At 55.9% G+C, this 22,014-nt stretch carries 15 protein-coding genes and 4 pseudogenes; 15 read left to right on the top strand and 4 right to left on the bottom strand.

Translation table 11 applies throughout. The features are described 5' to 3' along the window. The first annotated feature begins 90 nt into the window (after positions 1-90). Genes JK199_RS13155 through JK199_RS15860 form a run of 3 tightly spaced genes read left to right on the top strand, consistent with a single transcriptional unit; the run spans position 91 to position 2,601 of the window. The gene (locus JK199_RS13155; protein WP_212376753.1) at positions 91-1,350 is read left to right on the top strand and encodes an MFS transporter; all 1,260 of its coding nucleotides are present in this window, start codon (positions 91-93) and stop codon (positions 1,348-1,350) included. Further along, entirely contained in the window at positions 1,347-2,216 is an 870-nt protein-coding gene (locus JK199_RS13150; RefSeq protein ID WP_244985154.1) for an SLC13 family permease, read from the top strand. The genes JK199_RS13155 and JK199_RS13150 overlap by 4 nt, the downstream gene beginning before the upstream one ends. Continuing rightward, on the top strand, positions 2,104-2,601 hold the full coding sequence (locus JK199_RS15860) for an ArsB/NhaD family transporter (RefSeq protein WP_342356331.1): 498 nt from the start codon (positions 2,104-2,106) through the stop codon (positions 2,599-2,601). The genes JK199_RS13150 and JK199_RS15860 overlap by 113 nt, the downstream gene beginning before the upstream one ends. Before the next feature lie 9 nt (positions 2,602-2,610). On the opposite strand, the gene JK199_RS13145 is transcribed toward JK199_RS15860, so the two are convergent. Further along, positions 2,611-3,060, bottom strand: a complete 450-nt coding sequence (locus JK199_RS13145; protein ID WP_212376749.1) for a MarR family winged helix-turn-helix transcriptional regulator — start codon at positions 3,058-3,060, stop codon at positions 2,611-2,613. 55 nt (positions 3,061-3,115) lie between these two features. On the opposite strand from JK199_RS13145, the gene JK199_RS13140 reads away from it, so the two are divergent. Both JK199_RS13140 and JK199_RS13135 read left to right on the top strand, forming a co-directional pair. Continuing rightward, entirely contained in the window at positions 3,116-4,228 is a 1,113-nt protein-coding gene (locus JK199_RS13140; RefSeq protein ID WP_244985153.1) for an FAD-dependent oxidoreductase, read from the top strand. A 188-nt stretch (positions 4,229-4,416) separates the two neighbouring features. Beyond that, a pseudogene (locus JK199_RS13135) lies at positions 4,417-5,499 on the top strand (IS5 family transposase). Positions 5,500-5,724: 225 nt separating this feature from the next. Here JK199_RS13135 and JK199_RS13130 read toward each other — a convergent pair. The 3 genes and pseudogenes from JK199_RS13130 to JK199_RS13120 all read right to left on the bottom strand — a co-directional run. Then, the gene (locus JK199_RS13130; RefSeq protein ID WP_212376743.1) at positions 5,725-9,651 is read right to left on the bottom strand and encodes an AAA domain-containing protein; all 3,927 of its coding nucleotides are present in this window, start codon (positions 9,649-9,651) and stop codon (positions 5,725-5,727) included. 219 nt (positions 9,652-9,870) lie between these two features. Beyond that, the gene (locus JK199_RS13125; RefSeq protein WP_244985160.1) at positions 9,871-11,124 is read right to left on the bottom strand and encodes an MFS transporter; all 1,254 of its coding nucleotides are present in this window, start codon (positions 11,122-11,124) and stop codon (positions 9,871-9,873) included. A 175-nt stretch (positions 11,125-11,299) separates the two neighbouring features. Next, a pseudogene (locus JK199_RS13120) lies at positions 11,300-11,845 on the bottom strand (carbohydrate porin); the annotation flags it as partial. A gap of 201 nt (positions 11,846-12,046) precedes the next feature. Here JK199_RS13120 and JK199_RS16075 point away from each other — a divergent pair. The 10 genes and pseudogenes from JK199_RS16075 to JK199_RS13075 form a co-directional block, all read left to right on the top strand. Next, positions 12,047-12,368 (top strand): annotated as a pseudogene (locus JK199_RS16075) (transposase); the annotation flags it as partial. Between the two features lie 42 nt (positions 12,369-12,410). Continuing rightward, positions 12,411-12,554: pseudogene (locus tag JK199_RS16070) on the top strand (transposase); the annotation flags it as partial. A 1,011-nt stretch (positions 12,555-13,565) separates the two neighbouring features. Beyond that, positions 13,566-14,063, top strand: a complete 498-nt coding sequence (locus JK199_RS16065) for an RNA polymerase sigma factor (protein ID WP_212376737.1) — start codon at positions 13,566-13,568, stop codon at positions 14,061-14,063. Positions 14,064-14,147: 84 nt separating this feature from the next. Continuing rightward, on the top strand, positions 14,148-15,104 hold the full coding sequence (locus JK199_RS13105; RefSeq protein ID WP_212376734.1) for a FecR family protein: 957 nt from the start codon (positions 14,148-14,150) through the stop codon (positions 15,102-15,104). Between the two features lie 195 nt (positions 15,105-15,299). After that, positions 15,300-17,873, top strand: a complete 2,574-nt coding sequence (locus JK199_RS13100) for a TonB-dependent siderophore receptor (RefSeq protein ID WP_212376731.1) — start codon at positions 15,300-15,302, stop codon at positions 17,871-17,873. Positions 17,874-18,328: 455 nt separating this feature from the next. Further along, positions 18,329-19,576: a PepSY-associated TM helix domain-containing protein gene (locus tag JK199_RS13095; RefSeq protein ID WP_212376728.1), complete on the top strand. Its 1,248-nt coding sequence runs from the start codon at positions 18,329-18,331 to the stop codon at positions 19,574-19,576. Next, on the top strand, positions 19,573-19,824 hold the full coding sequence (locus JK199_RS13090; protein WP_212376725.1) for a hypothetical protein: 252 nt from the start codon (positions 19,573-19,575) through the stop codon (positions 19,822-19,824). The genes JK199_RS13095 and JK199_RS13090 overlap by 4 nt, the downstream gene beginning before the upstream one ends. After that, the gene (gene exbB, locus JK199_RS13085) at positions 19,821-20,570 is read left to right on the top strand and encodes a tonB-system energizer ExbB (protein WP_212361551.1); all 750 of its coding nucleotides are present in this window, start codon (positions 19,821-19,823) and stop codon (positions 20,568-20,570) included. The genes JK199_RS13090 and exbB overlap by 4 nt, the downstream gene beginning before the upstream one ends. A 6-nt stretch (positions 20,571-20,576) precedes the next feature. Then, positions 20,577-21,092, top strand: coding sequence for a TonB system transport protein ExbD (exbD, locus tag JK199_RS13080; protein ID WP_244985151.1), 516 nt, complete (start codon positions 20,577-20,579; stop codon positions 21,090-21,092). Beyond that, positions 21,089-21,970: an energy transducer TonB family protein gene (locus JK199_RS13075; RefSeq protein ID WP_212376722.1), complete on the top strand. Its 882-nt coding sequence runs from the start codon at positions 21,089-21,091 to the stop codon at positions 21,968-21,970. The genes exbD and JK199_RS13075 overlap by 4 nt, the downstream gene beginning before the upstream one ends. The last annotated feature ends 44 nt before the right edge of the window (positions 21,971-22,014 follow it).

The raw sequence follows: 22,014 nt of genomic DNA, 5'->3' as shown, positions 1-22,014 counted from the left end.
GCGGCATGGGAGCAATCCGTATTTTAATGGGTTCTTGTAACTTATTGCTTCCTCTGTAGTTAAGCTCTCCGATCTGGAGAAAATAGCCTTATGACGCATACTGCTGTGGCGAGTCCGAAAACAGGTAATTCACAAGGCATTCTGTCAAACCGCGCATTGTTCTCATTATGTGCCCTGAATTTTTTCATGGCTGACGTCCAGGCGGGGATTGGTCCTTTCCTGGGTGTGTTTCTCCAGCGTCATGGGTGGCAGACCGGGCCGATCGGTTCTGTCATGACTGCTGGGGGTATTGTTGGCATGCTCGCCACCATTCCTGCCGGCGCACTTATTGATCAGACGACGAAAAAACGCCTGTTCGTCATTATTGCGGCACTCTGTACCATTTCAGCTTCTCTTTTGCTGCTGAGTTCACAATCGACGCTTGTCGTGACCATCAGCCAGCTTGCCACGGCGTTGGCCGGGGCGGGGATCGGCCCCTTGATGGCTGGAATGACGCTCGGGATTGTTCGTCAAAAAGGTTTCAACGCGCAGATTGGCCGGAATCAGGCCTGGAACCACGCGGGCAATATGGTTGGAGCCGGATTGTCCGGGTGGCTTGGATGGGAGTTTGGCCTGTCTGCCATTTTCTTTCTTGAAGTCACATTTGGTCTGCTGGCTATCGCGGCCGTTCTCCTGATTCCTGAGAAATCTATCGACCATCAGGCCGCACGAGGGCTGGAAGAGGGAGAGAGCCATGCTGAAGGTAAGGCGGAAGGAATAAGGTCCTTTTTTCGGCACAAACCGCTTCTGATCCTCGCAGCCTGTCTCTGCTTCTTTCATCTCGGCAACGCTGCGATGTTACCGCTTTACGGTATGGCTGTTGTCAGTGCGGGGAAGGGTAACCCCACAATGTTTACGGCGATGACTGTTGTGGTGGCTCAGGCTGTGATGATTGGCGTTAGTCTTTTGGCCATGCGTTTTGTGGCGAGCCGTGGATATTGGATCGTGTTGCTGATTTCATTTGCTGCCCTGCCACTTCGTGGCGTGATTGCCGGTACGTTTATCGAGCATTGGGGTGTGTGGCCCGTACAGTTTCTGGACGGTATAGGCGCGGGGCTCCAGAGCGTTGCCGTGCCCGGTCTGGTGGCGCGGCTTCTTAATGGCACGGGCCGGGTCAATGTGGGGCAAGGGGTGGTCATGACGGCGCAAGGTGTCGGGGCAAGTCTCTCACCTGCGCTGGGAGGATGGCTTGCCGAGGATCTGGGCTATTCAACCGCGTTTTACACTCTCGGCTGCTTTGCAATCCTGTCATTGGGACTATGGATTTTCTCAGCGTCAGTCATGCGTTCTGCGGAGCATGCACCCGCATGATGCTCCATCATGAGGCGATCTGGGCAATCGCAGCGCTGACAACGGCCGGAGTCATTATCCGGCCGCTTCGGGTTCCCGAATGGGTGTGGGCTGTAACAGGAGCAGCGCTTCTTGTCGTGACGGGTCTGATCCCTGTTTCCATGGCAGGAGCAGGAATCCTGAAAGGGGGAGATGTCTATCTCTTCCTGACTGGCATGATGCTGCTCAGTGAGACAGCGCGGGCAAACGGTCTGTTTGACTGGATTGCAACATGGGCGGTCAATCATGCCGCAGGCTCAACGAGCAGACTATTCACACTGGTCTATATGGCTGGCGTGGTCGTGACGACATTCATGTCCAATGATGCGACGGCAGTCGTGCTGACACCTGCGGTTCTTGCCGTGGCAACCAGAGCGAAAGCGGATCCTCTTCCCTTACTGTTTGCCTGCGCCCTTATTGCCAACGCGGCCAGCTTTGTCCTGCCGGTTTCCAATCCGGCCAATCTGGTTCTCTACGATGGTGCTCTTCCGGCTTTGGGATCATGGATGGCATCGTTCGCGCTGCCGTCGTTGATGGCCATCGTGACAACCTATCCGATCCTCCGTCTGATTGAGCGCAAACATCTCAGGCAGGAGTGTGCTTCTCAGGTGGAGCCAATGCGCTTAACTGTGGGTGGAAAAGCGTCTCTCGCCGGGATCGTGCTGACGGCAGTTCTGCTTGTGACGATTTCTGCTTTTGATCGCCCCCCTCGGTCTGCCGACCGCGCTGGCCGGTGTGGCAACGGCTCTGGCTGTATCCGTGCTGGCACGACGCTCACCATTAACATTAGTGAGGGAGATTTCATGGGGCGTTCTGCCGCTCGTGGCAGGGCTGTTCGTTCTGGTTGAAGCCATCGACAGCACCGGACTGATTGGAGAAATCGCGCAGATCCTTAAGCGTGCGGCCCAGTCTGATCCGACAGCGGCGGCTCTCGGCTCTGGTTCCCTTCTGGCGTTTATCTCAAACCTCATGAACAATTTGCCAGCCGGGTTAATCGCAAGCGAAGCCGTGGCACAGGCGCATCCGCCACGTCTCGTCATCGATAATCTCCTGATTGGCGTGGATCTCGGCCCCAACCTATCGGTCACGGGATCGCTGGCCACAATCCTGTGGCTTCAGGTGATCCGCCGGGGTGGCGAGGATGTCGGGTTCCTGCAATTTCTCAAGATAGGTGCCGTTGCAATGCCTGTGGCGCTGGTGACTGCCCTTGGTGCACGACTATTGATGGGATGAGGTTTCCGTTCATGGTTCCATGGAATCAACGTTTTCAAGCACACGTCTGAGCAGGGACACGAGCGTCTCAATCTCATCTTCTGTCAGACCCTTCGTCATTTCAGAATTGCCCTGGCGGAGGATTGCGCGTCCTGCCGGAAGTTTTTCCAATGCCGCGTCTGTCAATGAGATCAGGCTTGAACGTTTGTCCTCGGGGTCTGGCACACGGTGCACAAGCCCGTCCCGCTCCATTCGGGACAGCATCTGGGCCATGGTTGGTTGCTCAACCTTCGCCCGTTTTGCCAGTTCCTTCTGCGATAACGCTGCCCCGTCCTTAAGGGCCGTCAGAACCGGCAGTTGCGCGGTTGCAAATCCCAGATGCCGTAACCGTACGTCGCCTATTCGGGTCAGGCCTCGGGCGATCCGGCTGAAATAATGACCGGGGTGACGAAGAGGGTCCCAGTCGTCAAAGGTTTCCATTGCATAGGTTCCTATGTTTAATATATAGGTCCCTATATAAATGGAGTGTAGAAACATGGCAACGCAGCGGATTGCGATTATAGGGGGTGGTCCAGGTGGTTTGATGCTTGCCCGTCTCCTGCAACGTCAGGGGAAATGCCCTGTCGTGCTGGAACGGGACCGGCATGCAGAGGAGCGCCCGCAGGGAGGCTCTCTCGATATGCATAGTGAGACTGGTCAGTATGCGATGGAGCGTGCGGGTTTACGAGAAGCATTTATGGCGGCAGCCCGCCCGGAAGATCAGGGAGATCGCCTTTACAATGCCGTAGGCGAGCTCTTGTTTGATCGCAATGAGCCTACGGACGACCGGCCTGAAATCGATCGATCCGTGCTGCGTCAGATCCTGTTAAATTCTCTTACGCCGGGGACTGTTCTCTGGGGGCGGCGAATAACCCGCATTGCTCCTGAAAAAGGTGGTTTCGTGGTGGGAGGCGACGGGTGGTCCGAACAGTTTGATGCTGTCGTAGGTGCAGATGGCGCATGGTCCGTTGTTCGCCCTCTGCTGAGCGATGCTGTGCCCCTGTATGAAGGTGTTACGCTGGTTGAATTAGGGTTCGATGTGAACCGTCATCCGCGCGTCAATAAACTGACCGGTAACGGAAAAATGCTCGCGGTAGGCGACAACCGTTCACTGATCACGCAACGAAACGGTGATGGCCATATTCGCGGGTATGCTGGCGTCAGGCTGGCAGAGAGTTCGGCCAAAGAATGGGCAAGCTGGTCAGGCGAAAACATGCGGCAGGCATTGAGAGATGTTTTCGCCAGATGGGCGCCGGAATTACGGGACGTGATTGAAACAGGAGACTTCATTGGTGTAAGGCCGCTTTACGCCTTGCCCATAGGGCATTCCTGGAAAAATCAGACCGGTCTGACCCTGCTGGGTGATGCCGCGCATCTGATGTCTCCGTTCTCGGGCGAAGGGGTCAATCTTGCGCTGGCTGATGCGGTAGCACTGGCGGATGCTCTGACCTCAACCGACGACTGGTCGTCGATCAGTCGGTATGAACGCACCATGTGTGGACGCGCGACCGTGGCTGCCGAGGGGGCAGCACAGGGCTTGAGAAGCGTTTTTTCTTCTTCAGGGGTAGAGCATGTCCTTGAGCACTATCGCGCACGCGTGCATGCGTAAAAAAGGCGTGTTTTCGGCGCGTCATGCATTCTGAAAACTACCGCATAAGCGCTCTTTTTTGCAGTATAAATCGGATTGGTTAATTAAGTCCAGTAAAGGTCTGTGCGCGACCTGGAGGGTTCGAAAAACCCGCTAGTTTTGAGGCGTTCTTTGTGGTTCCATTTCTTCCGCGTTGATTGGAAGGGTAGATAACGAAGCAGCCCGGTTTCTGTGATGTTGAAGAGCGGCTTGCTCGACTGAGTGGGCTTGGCGATCAACTCGAAGCGTTTTCCCGGACTGTGGATTTTGAGGTGTTCCGCCCTGATCTGGACAAGGCTCTGGCGTATTCCGAAGGAAGCAAAGGCGGACGACTGCTTTTTGATCCGGTGCTGATGTTCAAGATCCTGGTGATCCAGACGCTGAACCATTTATCTGATGAGCGGACGGAGTTATCTGATCAACGACCGTCTGTCCTTCATGCGCTTCCTGGGACTGGGCCTGTCGGATCGGGTGCCGGATGCTAAAACGGTCTGGCTGTTTCGCGAGCGTCTAACACAGGCGGGTGCGATTGAAAGTCTGTTCAATCGCTTTGACACCACTTTGAGGAACGCCGGTTATCTGCCGGTGTCAGGCCAGATCCTGGACGCAACACTGGTGGCTGCTCCAAAGCAGCGCAATACGAACGCTGAGAAAGCCGATATTCGGGAGGGACGGATCCCACAGGACTGGCAGGACAAGCCGGCAAAGCTGTCGCATAAGGACCGTCATGCACGCTGGACGTTGACATTCACGAAAGCAAAACGGCAGGATGACGGAACGATCCCCGCAGCGGACCTCACCATTCCGTTCTTTGGCTACAAGTCGCATATCTCCATCGACCGGAAGTTCCGGTTCATCCACAAATGGAAAACGACGCACGCCGCCGCTAGTGATGGCGCGCGATTGAGAGAGGGGCTGTTGGATAAACCAATACGGCCTCAAACGTCTGGGCTGACACGGCGTATCGCTCAAAAGCCAATGAAGACTTCATGGAAAAGCACGGCTTTGTCTCAAAGGTTCACAGGAAGAAGCCGCATCTCAAGCCTGTGCCACGGCATATCCAGAAATCGAATGCTGGAAAGTCCGTGATCCGATCCCGCGTCGAGCATGTCTTTGCCGACCAGAAATCACAGACCGGGCTGTTCGTCCGAACTGTCGGTATCGCGCGAGCCACCATGAGGATCGGGCTGGCCAATATCGTCTATAATATGCGCCGCGGCCTGTTCATGGAGCGGATCAGCGCGAGCGCATAGCTATCCAGCGGGTGATCTTCCCGGATCTGCTCAAAACGCAGAGTGAAAATCAGTTCCAGGAACCGTCAATCAAATCGCCAAAAGCCCAAAATCAGAACCAAGGCACATCAATTAATGGTTCTTCGATCACTCCATCTGTGCGTGCAGAGGACAAGATGACATCCTGATGGTCCATACCGGCACCATTCAGTCACAGTGCAGACGAAGCTAACGAATGGTACGGACCTAAACCGTGACACGTCCACGGTCGTGCGGCTTGCCGGTGTTACTCGTATCTGGTCCATTACCCAGGGCAGGTGACGCCTCACTGGTTACCACGACGTTTACTGCGGCACCGCGGGCTCTGAGTTCCTTGATGGCCTCAGCCGCAGCCGTGCGCGCAGGCAGGCCAGTCAGGCGCCAGGACGTATCAAGATTGGCTCTCTCCGGATTAGCCCGTTTGACGCTGAGCCAGTTGAACGAACCTTCGATGAGCACTGTAGGCGTAATGAGCGACTTGGAGTGTAGGAGCGCAATGTGATGAAGCGTCGCGCCCATCTCGCGCAACAGTACCTGCAGGCGGGCATCGGCAGGCCTGATCGCCGGTCGGGTAACAATGTGCACGGAACAGCGCCGTGCGATAGCACCGCTGATGACGTCCTGAAGGGCTTCAGTCTCCACGGGGTCTACGCCAAGGAAAGGCGAGACAACCACAGCGTTAGATCCTGGCGGCAATTCACTCAGAGCCGCGTTGAAGGCGTTGACGTGAGCAGCATGGGTCGACAGGCGCTCACCGCGCAGGACAATGTCGTCAGGTGCAGCATAGTTACCGGTGACCTCGCGCAGCTCTGAACCGCGCGCGAACATTGATCGACCCACGATGCCCAAACTGGAGGATGGAATACCTTCGAAATGTTCCATTGCGCCGATGATAACGAAGCTGTCTTTGGCGCGTGAGATAGCGACATTCAGGAGGCTGCGGCTGCCTTCGATGAAGGAGGGAGGCGTGTCACGGTCGTAGGTCGGTGAAAAGATGACGATTGGCCGTTCCGCGCCCTGCAGCGCGTGGACGGTGCCTACGGTGACATTCGAGTAATCCAGTTTTTCGTTGTCACGCATACGGCTGATGATCGTCTGAAGCACGCGCTTTTGCGCAGAGAAAGGAGTGACGACAGCCACGATTTTTGATAGCTCGCAGCCATAATGGTTAACCCATTCCTGTGCATGGGTACCGATCCAGCGCGTGATGGCAGCGGCTTCTTTTTTGTTAGCCCCGCTGCCGCCAAGGCGCTCGTATCGTCCGGAGACGTTTGCCCATGCCAGAGCAGGTACCGGAGGCGGTATCCTTGGCAGCGGCGTCATAGGTTCAAGGCGGCCAGCATAAACCAGTTCGTTGCAGATTTGAATGATGTCATGGTGACACCGGCGATGCTCGGAGAGAAACATGCCTGGCAGGGGGGCGTCGGGCGAGGAATAGCGTGTTGAAGACTGAACAACACGCATCACAGACCCCGGCAGCTCATTACGTGCGCTGGCCGTCACGACCCGGCCGTCGGTCACAGCATGATCCTCGTCCCACCAGCTCTGGTAGACACCTGCGGCCTGCGCGTTGCCGCAATCGGTGGAATGCGGCATCGTTACAACTGGCGCGATCTGGTAGATATCGCCAACGACGACCGCACGCTTGGCTAGTGCCATCGCGGGTGCTGCCTGAAAGGGCGGTATCTGGCCTGCCTCGTCGATGATGAGCGTGTCGATGAACCCTGTCATGTAGAGGCTTTGCCATTTCTGGTCGACGCGCGCGGTTCTGATGAAATGCCTGGGCAGCGTCGCTGTTGTCGAGACGAAGCATGGCGTCAGCATCGCCCAGCGGCGATACATGGCCACAAGCGCTTTCTCACCAGCGCCCTTGAAGGGGTAGGCGCGTGTATCGCCGCCACTGAGTGCTGCCTGGAATTTCTGCGTCTCAAGGATCCAGCGGCCTTCCCAGTAGCGTAGAGCCAGGTGAAAAAGTTTGAAGCGCACTGTGCGGTCAAGCAGGGCATCAAGCGCGCGGAGATCAGATGTTTCCCAGAGCCAGGGCAGTTCACCTTCGGATACTCCAAAATTCTGGTGCCACCAATCCGGTTCACCCACGTCGTGTCCGGCTTTAGCCAGCATTCGGGGCAGCGCAGCGAGTTCCGCGCGCTTGCTGGTGAGTTCGCGCAGAGGAGCATCACAGCTGTGCGCCTTCATCTCGTTGATTCGACGTAGTTCACTTTCGGATACGATCTTTTTGTTGGCGCGTTCCTCAATCTCCGCACCAAGCCGAGCAAGCCGCGCTTTTCGGGTTCGCTCGACGGCAGCCAGTTCTGCCTCCGCGTCATCAAGAGCTTTACGGGCTGTTTCCTGCAAGCCTGCGATCACGCCAAGATAAGCCGCGCGTGTACGGGCCTGCATGGCGGACACAAACCCCGCAGCGTGAGGCGATTGAGCGACCATGACTTCGGTCGCTTCCCATTTGCGCGTCGAGAAGAGACCTCCAAAAATTCCGCCTTCGCCGGGAAGGGATGCAATGAGGCGTGCGGCGAATACATCGGTGTCTTCGACCTGTTGCTGTTGTTTTTCGACGTTACCTTCCGCACGGGTCTGAAGGCGGCTCTCATTCTGGCTTTCAGTGCTGTAATGCCTGCGCGCCGCGTCAAGAGCGCTGGTTTCCTCTTCAAGACGCGCAGTGATGTTTCCAGCTTTTTCATCGAGCTGCCGCTTCAGGCGGATGAGTTCAGCCTCCTTTTCAGCGAGAGTGGTAGCGTCAGGACCTTCGCTCGTAAGCTGGTCACACCGCTGATAGGCGGCAATGAGAGGATGCACGCGATTATGAAGACGCGCCATCTCCATACGCAGGATTTCGACCGCTTTGTGAATATCCTCCACATCTTGCTGGTCATCCCGATAATCATGAAAGTGCGCCATCCACGTCACTATGGCCTGATCAAGGATCGCACAGTCGCGCTCTCGGGCAGGAAAGCCGGACCAGTCCTCCGGCGCTGGTCGGCGGCCGGGGATTGCGACCAGAAATCCTTCCTTCTCTGCTCTGGGAGCGCGCTCCTTTGAAATGAGAAGCAATCCAAGACTGTCTGCACCATCCACCCAGCGCCGCGCCCATTTGCGGTCAGAAGGGTCAATCAGCGCGGCGCCCATCGCGACAATAATGTTTTGTACGGCCTGATTGTTGGTCGATGTGCAGACAAAAACGGCGGGTTCCTCATTACGCAGGGCGCGGTAGACGAGTTCGGTCGCGATGATACCTTGTAAGAGAGTTGTCTTGCCCGTACCCGGTGGTCCGTTCACCGCTAACATCTCACCCTCTTCGAGGGCCAGATAGGCGCCCACAGTATCGGACTGGTTAGGTGAGAGGCCATATTTGCCGTTCATCGACCCACGAGGTGCCTTGGACATTTCATCGCGGAACGCCCGATCGACCAATTCTGCATCGTTGAGCGGGGTGATGTAGCGCGCAAGCAAAGGCGACATGATACTGGCTGGCTCAGCGCAGGCTGCATCGTAAAACTTCTTAAGGTTGCGGATCATCGCCATGTTGGCGGAAGATGCGACCGGCAACGCGGGTACGGTCTCGGTCAGCACCCACCCCTGAGGCACCACTCCGCCAGTGACCGCATCCCAGCATCTGTCTGCCCAATCGAGCCAGCGTGACCACTCGGTGCAGTCCGGCGGGTTCGCCTGTAACCAGGCATCCATCCGTTCCACGTGTCCAATGGTTACGATGCTGTCAGTTGGTTCCAGATAGTGCCGGTTTATCCATGGAGGCAGGCCGTCATGAACCGAGAGCTGGCCCGTCATGCTGACAGCCACAACGACACCCTGAACATAGGCCCGTGCGTGACGAAGGTCGCCGGCACCGTGGGTTACAGTCAGGTTAAGCGCACGTAGCGCGACGCTAGCTATGATAACGTCGCTGTCCTTGTCCTCTGCATCATCCTTTTGCTTTAAACGGAGGTCGTTCAGAGCCTTGACGTCGCCCAGCGGGAGAATGCCGCGGCGTAAATCCTCGACACGAAGCGTCACGACGTCCTTACCTTCGAAGGAAAGTGTTGCCTGAGCTTCGTCGACGAGGGACCGACGCCAATATTCCAGCACGTCCAGTGGGCGTGGCGACTTCTGATTGACCGGCATACGTCCTCCTCCGTTTCATAGGAAGCTATGCCAGGCTGTTCCACAGTTCAATACAGTCGGAAAATGTCCGCACAGCCCAGAGGAAGAGCGAAACACCCCCGACCAGGACTTGTCAGAACCTGATCCAGTCTGCGGTTGCCATGATGAGCGCAACGTCGCTTAACGGATAACACATGATCTGGAATCAAATCATGACACGTGCGGAGGGAAAGTAATTTTTTATTGAACCGCATGATAACGGCCATACAGGCGGGCGTTGAGCAGGATCAGAGTCAGGACTACGAGGGATGCTGCACCGACTGTCAGCATCATGGCGGGAGCGAGGCCGGTGCCAAACCATGAGGCAAGACCGGTTTGCAGCAGCGCATTGCTTGCGGCGATCAGATTGCCGCACTGGTAGGCAAGACCGGGAAAGGTTGCACGGACAGAGGCTGGTGAGAGCTCACTGAGATAGGCGGGGACCACTCCCCAGGCACCTTGTATGCAAAATTGCACGCAGACTGCACCAAAGGCAAGCCAGAAGGCCGAGTGGGACAATGCCCATAAGGGCAGGAAGGGCAGGGCAAGAAGTGCTGCCAATGCGATGCTGTACTGGCGGGTAATCTTTTGTGACAGCATGCCAAAAAACAGACCGCCGGCAATGGCGGCGATGTTGTAAATTACTACAATCAGCGTAATGGACGGATGAGACAGGTGGCGTTCCAGACCAAGGAAGACCTTGGGATAAAGATCCTGCGAGCCGTGACTCATGAAGTTGAATGCCGCCATCAGTGTAATCGCAAAAGCGCATAAGGCTGCATTGTTGCGGACAATAAACCACATGCCGGGAGCACTGGCTGTTCCGGTGTTCTGTGTATGCTTGCGGCGCAGCCATTCGGGGCTTTCAGGCACCCGCAACCAGATATAAACGGCTGCCAGCACGGCGCTGCCGCCAAGGATGAACAGACCGCGCCAGCCGATGAATGGCAATAGCAGAAAAACCAGAGAGGCCAGCAGATAGCCGCCGGGATAGCCCGCCTGCAGGAGGCCCGAGGCAGTGCCCCGCCAGGAGGGCGGAATGCTCTCCATGATGAGCGACGTGCCGACGCCCCATTCGCCGCCCAGTGCTATGCCGAACACAGTGCGCAGAAGCAGAAAGATCATGAGGTTGGGGGCAAAAGCCGACAGGATCTCGATCGTGGAATAGACGACGATTGTGGTGATCATGACCGGTTTGCGCCCGTAGCGGTCGGCTGCGTGCCCACACAGAAAAGCACCGATCGGGCGAGTGAGCAGGGTAAGGGTGGGCGCCAGCAGAACAGTTTCGAGTGAGGCATGAAAACTGCGCGCGACATCATCAAGTGTGAAAAGAACAATAAAAAAATCGCAGGCATCCAGAAGCCATGCCAGCAATGAGGCAGCGACTACGTGGCGTGAGGTTGCCACGTCATAGGTCTCAACCTGCCCGGATATTGTCGTTGGTGTGGTGGCCATGTCGTTCATGCCGGTTCCATCTCTTGCACACGTTTTTCTGTTTCAGAGTGTTCTGTTCGTATTGCTATCATGCGCATCTGTTGATCGAAGATGCGCCTAATTTTTATTTTATCGCGCGCAGTGATCATATTCAGGAGAGCATCCATTTTCTGGAGAGTATCCAGCCGCATCGTGGTTACAGGTTGGCGATAAGTTTGATACCGACCAGCGCGGCGTTAGGAATGACGGATGTTTCACCCGGTCGCATCATGTATTCGAATTCGGGGTAGAGGATCAGGCCGGGAAGAACCGGCATGCTGTAATAAGCCTCCAACACTGCGGAATGGGTCTGTGGACCGGTAACATAAGGCCCCAGAGTCAGGCGTGCCTTCTGCCGCAGGCGCCGGCCATAGGTCATACGCGGGCTCGTCTGGTAATAGGAATACATCATGCCCAGTCGGTCATACGGGCGACCGGGGATGAGACCAGCCAATGATGTGCCGACATAGACGTCATCCGCGAAGGTGGAAATGCTCGGAGTGTTGTGACTATAGCCAGCCATCACATAGCCGCCCGCCATCTGACTGGTGCCGTGTGTGCGGTAGATCATCTGGTCTGCTTCGAAGTAGAATGTATCACGGGGTTTTTCGGCATGGGCGTGGATCGTCGACTGCCATGCAGTGGGTATGGTGCCGATCAAGTCCGCATAAGGGGAAGTATCGTGCCCGTAGCCAAATTTATAAGGTACAAAGCAAGGCCAACGTGCCGTAAGTATCCGTTAATGCGATGCGACCGATATTGATGTTGAGCCGGTCACCTAGGCTCAGGACCCATTAATTTATTAAATTGAGCTGTGTGTTGTGATTCACAGGCTTACCGATGTAGGTGAGGCTGTGAGTGACGTGTTTTTGCTGTCTGAGAGCCAGATGAGGCATTTTTCCCTCTGGCACACGGAGTGCCCCGCGTGGATGACCGTCGTGTCCTGAGCGGGATCGTTTACATGATCCGCAACGGGCTTCAGTGGAAAGACGCTCCTAAAGAATATGGTCCGAACAAGACTTTATACAATCGCTTTATCCACTGGAGCCGCCTGGGTGTCTTTGACCGGATTTTCACTACCCTGGCTGAGCAATTAGGAAGGTCGAAGCGTCTGATGATTGACCCCATACACCTCAAAGCACACCGGACAGAGGCCTCTCTGCTCAAAAGGGGCTTTTCCCCGCCATATCGGACGGACAAAAGGCGTTCTGAACTCAAAACTTCATTGCCGTGTGCGATGGCAGGGCCGGCCTGTCCGGCAGCATCTGTATAAAAAGCGCCACCTCATCGAAAACATGTTCGCAAAGCTCAAAGACCGGCGGCGAGTGGCAACACGATATGACCGCTGCGCTCATACATTCATGTCCGCAATCCACATCGCAGCAAGCTTCATCTTCTACCTCAAAGAATGAGTCCTGAGCCTAGTGGCGGCGAGCATAAATATGAGGCACTCATCGTCTACTATTTTGTTTCGCCCAAAACCCGTCTGTCCGCTTCCCCCCATAACTGTCGGAATAATGCGAGGCGGGTACCGTCATGCTAGGTATCAATGATCTCGTGGCATGCGATATTCTGGTTAGGCAGCCTGCGGGAGGAAGAGGAACCAGCTACATTCAGTTTTTCCCTGAAGCTCGAACCAAGGATTTGCACTCAATGCTTTTTGGTAATCTCTGGATTACGGGAAAAGCGATCCATTGTCTCTATATAGTAATAGACTATCCGTAGGGCAGGGGCATTCGGTTGTTTCAGAGTAAGGATGATAAAGAGTCAAACGAAAATAGAGAAAATATTTTTATTATTTCATTAATTTAACTGTTCTGGCAGCAGTTTTCTTTGGTTGTGTGTTCAGTAACCAAAATCCTACTATCTATAAATTACTACCATCAGCCTGCCTCCTTCAGGCGGGGTTTTTGCGTTGCGCTCAATCACTCATAAGCCAGGATATTGAAGCCATTCCCAGCAAATCCATAAAATCGATCACATTCTCCCAGAGCAGAGCATCTCAAACTGTATTATCTGTTTGATGGGTTGCTCAGATAAACCTGGTAGGCACCTGCACGACCGCAATCGGCGCGATTGCTCACGACGAGGCGTCGTTGTCTTAGACCCGGTTCGAGCAGGCGAAGAATAACCGCTTATCCAGTAACCGCAGTGATCTGCTGAGAGCAGACTGTTTTTCGCCCAGCATGCGCCCTGCCCCACGAAAGATGCCTTCTGACGCAATCACACGGACAACCAGCCGTTCCTGTAGATCGAGAGGGGGCGATGCATGCCAATCTCCTGTAGCGGATATGAATGTCCTGCTAAGAAAGAAGACGTTTGCATGAAGTGGATTCAGCAAAAAAAGAATATGCAATATTGAGAACGATTATCATCTGTGTTAAGCAAAGCCGACGTGTAATGTTTCTCAGGTAATTTTGGTCGTGAGCAAGGGGCGGATCAGTGGGCTGTTTTCGCGTCATCGGCGCGAACTTACCGACTATGTCGGTAAGCGGTTACGCGACCGTGACCTCGCAGCTGATTTCGTGCAGGAGACATTTCTGCGGTTTGTCGAGCACGGCGATGCTCTCCCCGCAGGCGCCTGTCGTGCCTTTCTCTTCAGCACCGCCCATAATCTGACCGTAGACCATATCCGGGCGACGCAGCGCCGTTGTACGAGGGCCGTCACGCACGAAGAAATCGCCGAGATTGCTGACGATCAGGCCTGGCCTGATCAGGTGGCGGCGGCCCGGCAACGGATACGGCAGCTTGCCGCGCAGCTGGAGGAACTGCCGCCAATGACCCGGCGGATTTTCGTTCTTAACCGCGTGACCGGTCTGAGTTATCAGCAGACAGCAACCAAACTCGATATTTCGGAAAGTTCCGTCCAGAAGCATCTGGCCGCAGCGCTCCAGCATCTCCTGCGTCGTCTGCCGCGCTGACGTCATGCAGATTTCTTTTACGGTTCTGAGTATGTCAGGACGTCTTATTTGGTATGACCCCGTTTTGTCTTCAGGGCAGTACCCATGAATGAATCCGTCGACGACCGGCAGGACCGGATTGACGGAGAGGCCGCTGCCTGGGTGATCCGGCAGGGCGGAACGCCTCTGACGATCGAGGAACAGCGCGCCTTCGCCACATGGCGCGCCGCCTCCTCAGACCATGAGGAGGCTTTTCGCCGCGCGTCGTCCCTATGGTCTGATCTTGATGTCGGTACCAGACAGAAACAGGTGACACGTCGTCGTCAGATCGGAACAGGTGTGGCGTTGGGCGTGGCCTGCATTGCTGTTCTGGCCATGCAGGGCGATGACGGTTGGCTGAATCTTGGTCGCTGGCGTGCCGACTATACGACCGCGACCGGCGAAATACGCACAGTTTCCCTGCCGGACGGGAGCACCGCGCAACTCGACAGTCATACCGCGCTTGCGATCCACTATGGGACAGCCGAACGACGGATCGTGCTGATCGATGGCGATGCCTGGTTCGAAGTGGCGCCATTGGGTGCTACGGAGCATCGGCCTTTTGTCGTCGAAGCGAGCCATGGCACGTCGACCGCTCTTGGCACCCAGTTTATGGTCGAACGTGATCCTGCCGGGGTGCGCACGACTGTGACCGAGCATAGTGTCAGGGTCGTAACGCGGCCCCCTGATGGCCTGACACATTCGGTCGTCGTCGCGGAGGGGCAGAGTGTACGATATGGCCCTGATGGCGCACTGGACATGCCGCAGGCCGCTCCGGTGGACGCCATGACAGCCTGGCGCAGCGGACAGCTTGTATTCGACAATGAGCCGCTCTCGGAGGTGATCGCGCGTCTGAACCGATATCGGCGCGGGCGCATCATGCTGATGGGCGCACGTCTCAGAGATCGCCGGGTGAGTGGCGTTTTCTCCTGTTCCGATATTGACGGTGCGGTCTCCTCGATCACCCGGCAGCTCGCCCTGCGATCGGTATCGCTCGCCGGTCTTGCGACGATCATTTATTGAGGGGCGGTTATCCTTACTGCTCACCCGTGCGGAAACGCGCCCTCTAATACATTGATACAGAAACAAAAATAAAAAAACTGCATCGGTCACGCAGAATTCCTTACTGAATTCTGAAGCCTCAGGCGTCTTACTCATTGACGCAAATGCAAAGCATTCTCGTTTTGAGGGTGCCGTGACGATGGATGAAATGAGGCGATGATGGAACGTGGGGATGCACCGCGCAGGATAAAAAATCGGAACCGATGTGGAATATTGATTCGTCAGCTAATGGCCGGGAGCGCCTTGACCTGGTGCGCCGTTGAGCTTTGTCCATCTTTTGCGATGGCGCAGGGGGCTGTCGCTCCGGTGGCGGCGCAGACCCTCTCGGTTAATATCCCGACCGGCGAACTTAACCACGCCCTTCTGACACTCAGTCAGACTGCTCATCTCCAGATTTTCTATGATATGGATAAAGTGAAGGGGCTTCATGCCAACGCTGTCTCGGGAACGATGACGGCGGATCAGGCTCTGTCTCGTATGTTATCTGGCAGTGGCTACAGTTTTTCGAGAGTTGGCAATAAAATCTCGCTTGTTCCAGCAGCGGCCAATATTACCCTCGGCCCTGTGCGGGTAGGCGGGATGGTCGCGCATCAAGATCCTACAGGCCCAGGTGTTGGATATGTGGCTGAAAATACAATGTCTGCGACCAAGACTGACACGCCGATAACAGAAATTCCAAATTCCATTTACGTAATTACGAAACAAGTAATGCAAGATCAGCAAGTTCAAAGCGTTCAAGACGCATTGAAATATACGCCCGGCGTGTATGCGGGTGCTGAAGGCACATGGAACAAGGGAGCGGCTGGTGGAAATACTGGGGGGTATAGTCAACGTGGCTTCAGGACCAGCCAGTTTGTCGATGGACTGATGAGTGAATCATTGAGTTCCGGTGAGACTGCCTTTCTGGAACGGATTGAAGCCGTTAATGGACCCGCCTCTGTGATGTATGGCCAAGTCACGCCAGGCGGCATGATCGCAAGCACTCTAAAAAAACCAACTGAAACACCATTGCACCAAGTAACTCTTGGATTCGGCAACTGGGGCCGTTATGAAGCGACCGCCGATGTTAGTGATAAGGTCACAAAATCGGGTAATGTGCGCTATCGTATCGCTGCCATAGGTGTCACACAGGGCACACAGACAGAGCACGTAGGATACCACCGCGTCGGCATCTTACCATCGCTGACTTGGGATATTGATCCTGATACGTCTCTGACTGTGCTCGGAAGTTATATGTATACCCCCGGTTCTGGCGTGAGCGCAGGAAATACTTACCCCTTGCAAGGGACGTTGATTACAGACGGATATGCGCGCATCCCGCGGAAAAATTTCCTGTCCATGACGAACTGGAACACCAATTCGCAAACGGACGCGATGTTCGAGTATCAGTTCCACCACAGATTTAACAAATACATCAACTTCAGCCAGACATTCCGGTGGGAAAAGAGCAAGGAATTGGGCAAAGACGCCTATTATGATGGATATTCGGATGGCACCGTTTACGAAGCTCCCCAGTTAAGCGCTGAATCAACGCGAACAGCCGGTCTTGATACGAGGCTTTTCGGAAAACTCTCGACTGGTCCGCTCCGACACACATGGGTGATTGGATCGGATTTCCGTGATTATAATTATGTATATCCGTGGATTCTTGACGCAAAGGGGGATGTTGCAATTAATATATATAATCCTAAGACCAACTATGTACCATGTTTCAGTTCACTGTCTTCTGCAAAGTGCATTGGGCAGCATAGCATTGCTTACGATGATTATTTTCAAGAAGGTATATATTTTCAGGATCAGATAAAATGGAAAAAATTATCTATTTTGCTTGGAGGCCGTCAAGACTGGGTAAATTTTAGTGCCCATTCATACACACATCAATATAATAATACAGGCGGAACCAGTGTGAATAGGTACTCTTCATCTCGCACTTCGCCGCAGCCGCAAAATGCGTTCACATGGCGTGCGGGCATCCTCTATAATTTTGATATGGGATTGACGCCCTATTTTAGTTATTCGACATCTTTTATTCCGCAGCAGTCTACAAATTGGCAAGGGCAGCCATTTTCTCCCCTTACAGGGAAACAGTTTGAAGCGGGTTTGAAATACAAAATTCCAAACAAAGATATTCTCCTGACAGCATCAGCCTATCATATTGAGGAAAATCATTATCTTATCAGCGATGCGATCCATACTGGATATAGTGCAGATGCGGGTCGCGTGCGCTCACAAGGGTTTGAAGTTTCGGCGAATGCCAACATTACCAGAGACTTAAGGATGATTGCTTCCTACACTTATACAGATATCCGCTATGCAAAGACGAACAAAACTTCGAAGCGATTTGATCCTTATACGAATGCAAGCTACGGCACCGCCATTTCGCAGTCTGGCATGGCCGTGCCATATGTACCGCGCAACATGGTTTCGGCTTTTCTGGATTACTCCTTTCCGAAAGCCGTTCTAGATGGATTTGGCGTAAACGGCGGCGTACGGTATGTGGGTTTTACCTACATCGACAATGTCGAATCATTCAAGACACCGGCGTATGTGCTGTTTGATATCGGAGCCCATTACGATCTGGGCCGGGCTACCCCCGTTCTGAAAGGTCTTAAAGCTCAGCTGGCCATTTCGAATTTGACCAATAAGTACTATCTCGCTAGCTGCTCTACCTATCAGTGTTATATCGGGCAGGGGCGGCGCATATATGGAAATTTGACTTATAATTGGTGAAATTGCCCCTTCCGAACTACAGTTCTTTTTCCCCATTAAATTCAGCATTTTGCCCCTCGTTTCCATGCCAAAGTCGAGGGGCAACCTCACTGCACTTTCCGTGGGGCAACTTCCTGCAAGAAACGTGGGTTGTCCCCAGCAAGATCCAAGGGGCGACCTATGCCAAAGTCGTGGGATGGTCTTGTGCAAGTTACGTGAGCTGTCACGGGAAAGCTGTTCTCCTACCAGTTCAGATGCACATAAATGGCATGTCGATTTTTTTGAGTTTTTGTTACTGAAAATTCCTTCCCAGATCGTCTTAGTAAATAAGGGCACGCCTTCTGGCGGAAGAGCAGGACGCTGTGTCCTGCCGTTGCCGACAGAAAGCGGGTTTTCCGGAAAGGAGGTCACGTGGGCGTTTATCGTTTCATCAACTGCGACTCACTCTTACACGCATTTGTGAGGATGCGGCGTTCATGACGACCCGTACCCTTCGCCGCTGGTTCGTGATCCATAAATGGACAAGCCTGGTCTGCACGCTGTTCCTGTTGGTGGTGTGCGTGACCGGGCTGCCGATGCTGTTCTCCGAGCAGATCTGGGACACATTCGTTGGTGACGATGACCCGCCTTACGCAGCGCTGCTATCCGGTACGCCGAATGCTAGCTTTGATGTCATGGTGGCGAAGGCGCGGGCGATGTTTCCCGGTCAGATTGTCACCGGTGTCAATCCGGATGATGATGAACCAGCGGTGCTCATTTCCATGGCTCCAAGCTGGCAGGCGTTAAAGGATGATGAGAAATATCCGGACCGCAATTCCAGCCACTGGATCAAGTTCGATGCCCGTAATGCAGAGGTGCTGAAGCAGTCTCCGCCTCCTGACGCTCCCCAAAAGCCCCGGACATGGACCGGGATTATTCTCGGCACAGCGACGCGGTTGCACATGAACCTGTTCGCGGGGCTGCCCGGTGCGCTGTTCATGGGTGTTATGGGGGTTCTGTTTGTCGCATCTCTGGTCTCGGGAACGGTCCTCTATGGCCGCTTTATGAAGCGGCTGCCGTTTGGGGCTGTGCGCCGGGACCGGGCTGCACGCCTGACATGGCTGGACCTGCACAACCTGGTGGGGGTGGCCACGCTCGCCTGGGCGCTGGTTGTCGGCTTCACGGGCTTTGTCAACGAATTGCAGACACCATTGTTCGGCCTGTGGCGGATAACCGATGTCCGGCAGATCCTCAAACCTTATGCGCAGCTTCCGGTTATATCGCAGGATTATCTATCCTCCGTGCAGGCGGCGTTCGACACGGCGGCCAAGGCGGCCCCTGGCAATGAGGTGACAGGCCTTTCTTTCCCCGGCGCACCATTTGGTAGCCCCGTGCATTACATGCTGTGGACCCATGGCGCGACACCGTTGCGCGCCCGGCTGTTCACCCCGGTTCTGGTCGATGCCCGCACGGGGGAACTGACGGGCGCGTATCCGATGCCGTGGTACCTGCGTTTCCTTGAAATTTCCCGCCCTCTGCATTTCGGCGACTATGGTGGCATGCCTTTGAAAATCCTCTGGGCGCTACTTGATGTCGTGGTGATCGTGGTTCTGGTGAGCGGTCTGGTGCTGTGGGCTGGCAAACGCAAGATGGCGACCGATGCCCGTTTGCGCGCGCTGGGATATGATCTGGATGACGCCGAGGATGCGCCGCCGCCTGTTTTGACAGGGGAGATGGTCCGATGAGCGCCGTTTCTCCCGAGAAGCCAGACTCTGTCGTGCCCGCTTCCGCACCGCGTCAGCCTGTCTCGGTCTGGACTTGGCCAATTGCGCTGGGGCTCCTCACCCTTTTCGGTCTACTGTCCGCCCTGCTGGGCCAGCATGGCGTCTGGCTGGTCCTGTCGTGGGCGGCCCTTTCCATTCCCCTCATCGTTACGGTCATTTGCCTGATCCGGGCATGGAGCCGACCGTCTTCCAAAGGAGGTCTCTCATGACCGATCTTGCTCCTATTTCCTTTTCTCCGTGGGAGATGTTCCTCAATGCCGGCCCGGTCGTCCGCTGTGTGATGATCCTGCTGGCCGTGGCTTCGCTGCTGACCTGGACAATCTTCATCGCGAAGTCGGTCGAGCTGTTGCGTGTGCGGGTAAAGCTGACAAAAGCAGAGAAAGCACTGGAAGAGGCCAACACACTGGATCTGGGGGAAGAGTGGACGCGCGGCACGTCCTCCATTGCGCACACACTGGTGATGGCCGCCGAGACGGAACGCAAACGCTCTCAGGATATCCCTGATGATAGCGAGGGCCTGAAGGAGCGTGTTGTCCTGCATCTCGAACGGCTGGAAGCCGCCGAAGGCCGCAGGCTCATGCGCGGTACGGGCGTGCTGGCGACTATTGGCGCGACCTCGCCCTTCATTGGCCTGTTCGGCACCGTCTGGGGCATCATGACGTCCTTTACCGGGATCGCGGCCAGCAAGGCGACCAGCCTCGCCGTAGTCGCGCCCGGCATTGCCGAAGCCTTGCTGGCAACAGCCCTTGGGCTGGTGGCGGCCATTCCGGCCGTAGTGATCTACAACCATCTTGCCCGCCAGACGGCTTCCTGCCGGGCGCAGGTGGCTGATCTGACGTCACTGGTCATGCGTCTTGTCTCGCGTGATCTGGGGCGCATGCAGGCGCTGACGGCCAGCGGACAGGTGGTGCGGTTTGATGCCTCCCGTGACAGCCGTTCGGTGGCGGGGGAGTAATCCGCCATGATCCGCATCCGTCATACCGATGAAAGCCCGCATGAGGCGAGCGAGATCAACGTCACACCGTTCATCGACGTGATGCTGGTCCTGCTGGTGATCTTCATGGTCACCGCCCCATTGACCACGGTGAACGTGCCGGTGGACCTGCCGTCCTCGTCCGAAAAGCCGACGCCGCGCCCGGATGATCCGGTGTTCCTGACGGTGAAAGCCGATCACGGTCTGGCGCTGGGCGAGGATAACATCACCACCGATGCGCTTCCCGGCGCGCTGGAGAGTGCGACCAAAGGCAACAAGGACGAGCGGATATTCCTGCGCGCCGATAAGACGGTTGATTACGGCACGCTGATGGGCGTGATGGATAAGCTGCGGTCTGCTGGTTACCTCAAGGTCGCTCTGGTGAATCTGCAAGGGCAGGAAGAAGGGAGTGAGGCCGGAACGACGCCGGTTCCCGCAGGTGGCGGCGCGTCTTCCGCGACACCGACTGCTCCTGCCGCGCCTGCGTCCGGAGCGACACCGTGAGCCACACGGCGGACATGGCGAGTACGACACAGACTGCTGGCGTAATGCAGGATACGGCTTCGTCGTCCTTCTCCGACTGGCAGAGGGGGCAGCTCCGTCTGGCCCGGCGGGATGACGCACTCCGCTGGGGCGTGTCTTTCCTCGCCGTGCTCGCCGTCAGTGGCGGGGCGGTCTGGTGGATCATGCGGCTGCCGCCGCCGGTCATGGCCGTGCCGGAACCGCCACCGGCTGCGATTGCCATCGATATGGCTCCGGAACCGGTCTCCACACCGACCCCGCCCACCGATCTGCCACCGGGGCCGCAGCAGACCCAGTCCATCCCGGATCCTGCCCCGGTCGAACCGCCAAAGATCACGGCGCCACCTTCACCCGCGCCCAATCCGCCAATCCCGGTGCCCAAGCCGGAGAAGCCAAAGAAGCTGGTCAAGAAACACAAGCCGGTGCCGATGCTCAAAAAGCCGATCCCGGACAAGACGCCACCGGCCGAGGCGACAACAGCACCGCCTTCTTCAGAAGCGCCTCCGGCTCCCGCACAGGCTGCTCCGGCTCTCGGTGCGTCGTCTTCAAAAGCTTCGCACGATCCGGTGACCTGGCAGGGGGCTTTGCTGGCGCAGCTTGAAAAATTCAAGCGCTATCCGTCTGACGCGATGGCCGATCATCAGGAAGGCGCGCCAACGGTGACCTTCTCCATGGACCGCAAAGGCCATGTGCTTTCGGTGACACTCGCCAGCTCTTCCGGCCATCCTCTGCTGGATCAGGAGGCGGTGGCTTTACCCAAACGTGCCCAGCCGCTGCCCATCCCGCCGGACAGTGTCGCGGGTGACCCCATTACCCTGACGGTCCCCGTCGAGTTCTACATTCATGGCGGTGGGAACTGAGGTTTCCGCTGTTTCCTTATCTCTATCTCTGATCGTGACAGGAT

The organism is Acetobacter persici, assembly GCF_018256955.1.
Classification (GTDB): domain Bacteria; phylum Pseudomonadota; class Alphaproteobacteria; order Acetobacterales; family Acetobacteraceae; genus Acetobacter; species Acetobacter persici.
The sequence above is the reverse complement of the archived record's forward strand: the minus strand, read 5'-3'. Positions and strand labels throughout refer to the sequence as shown.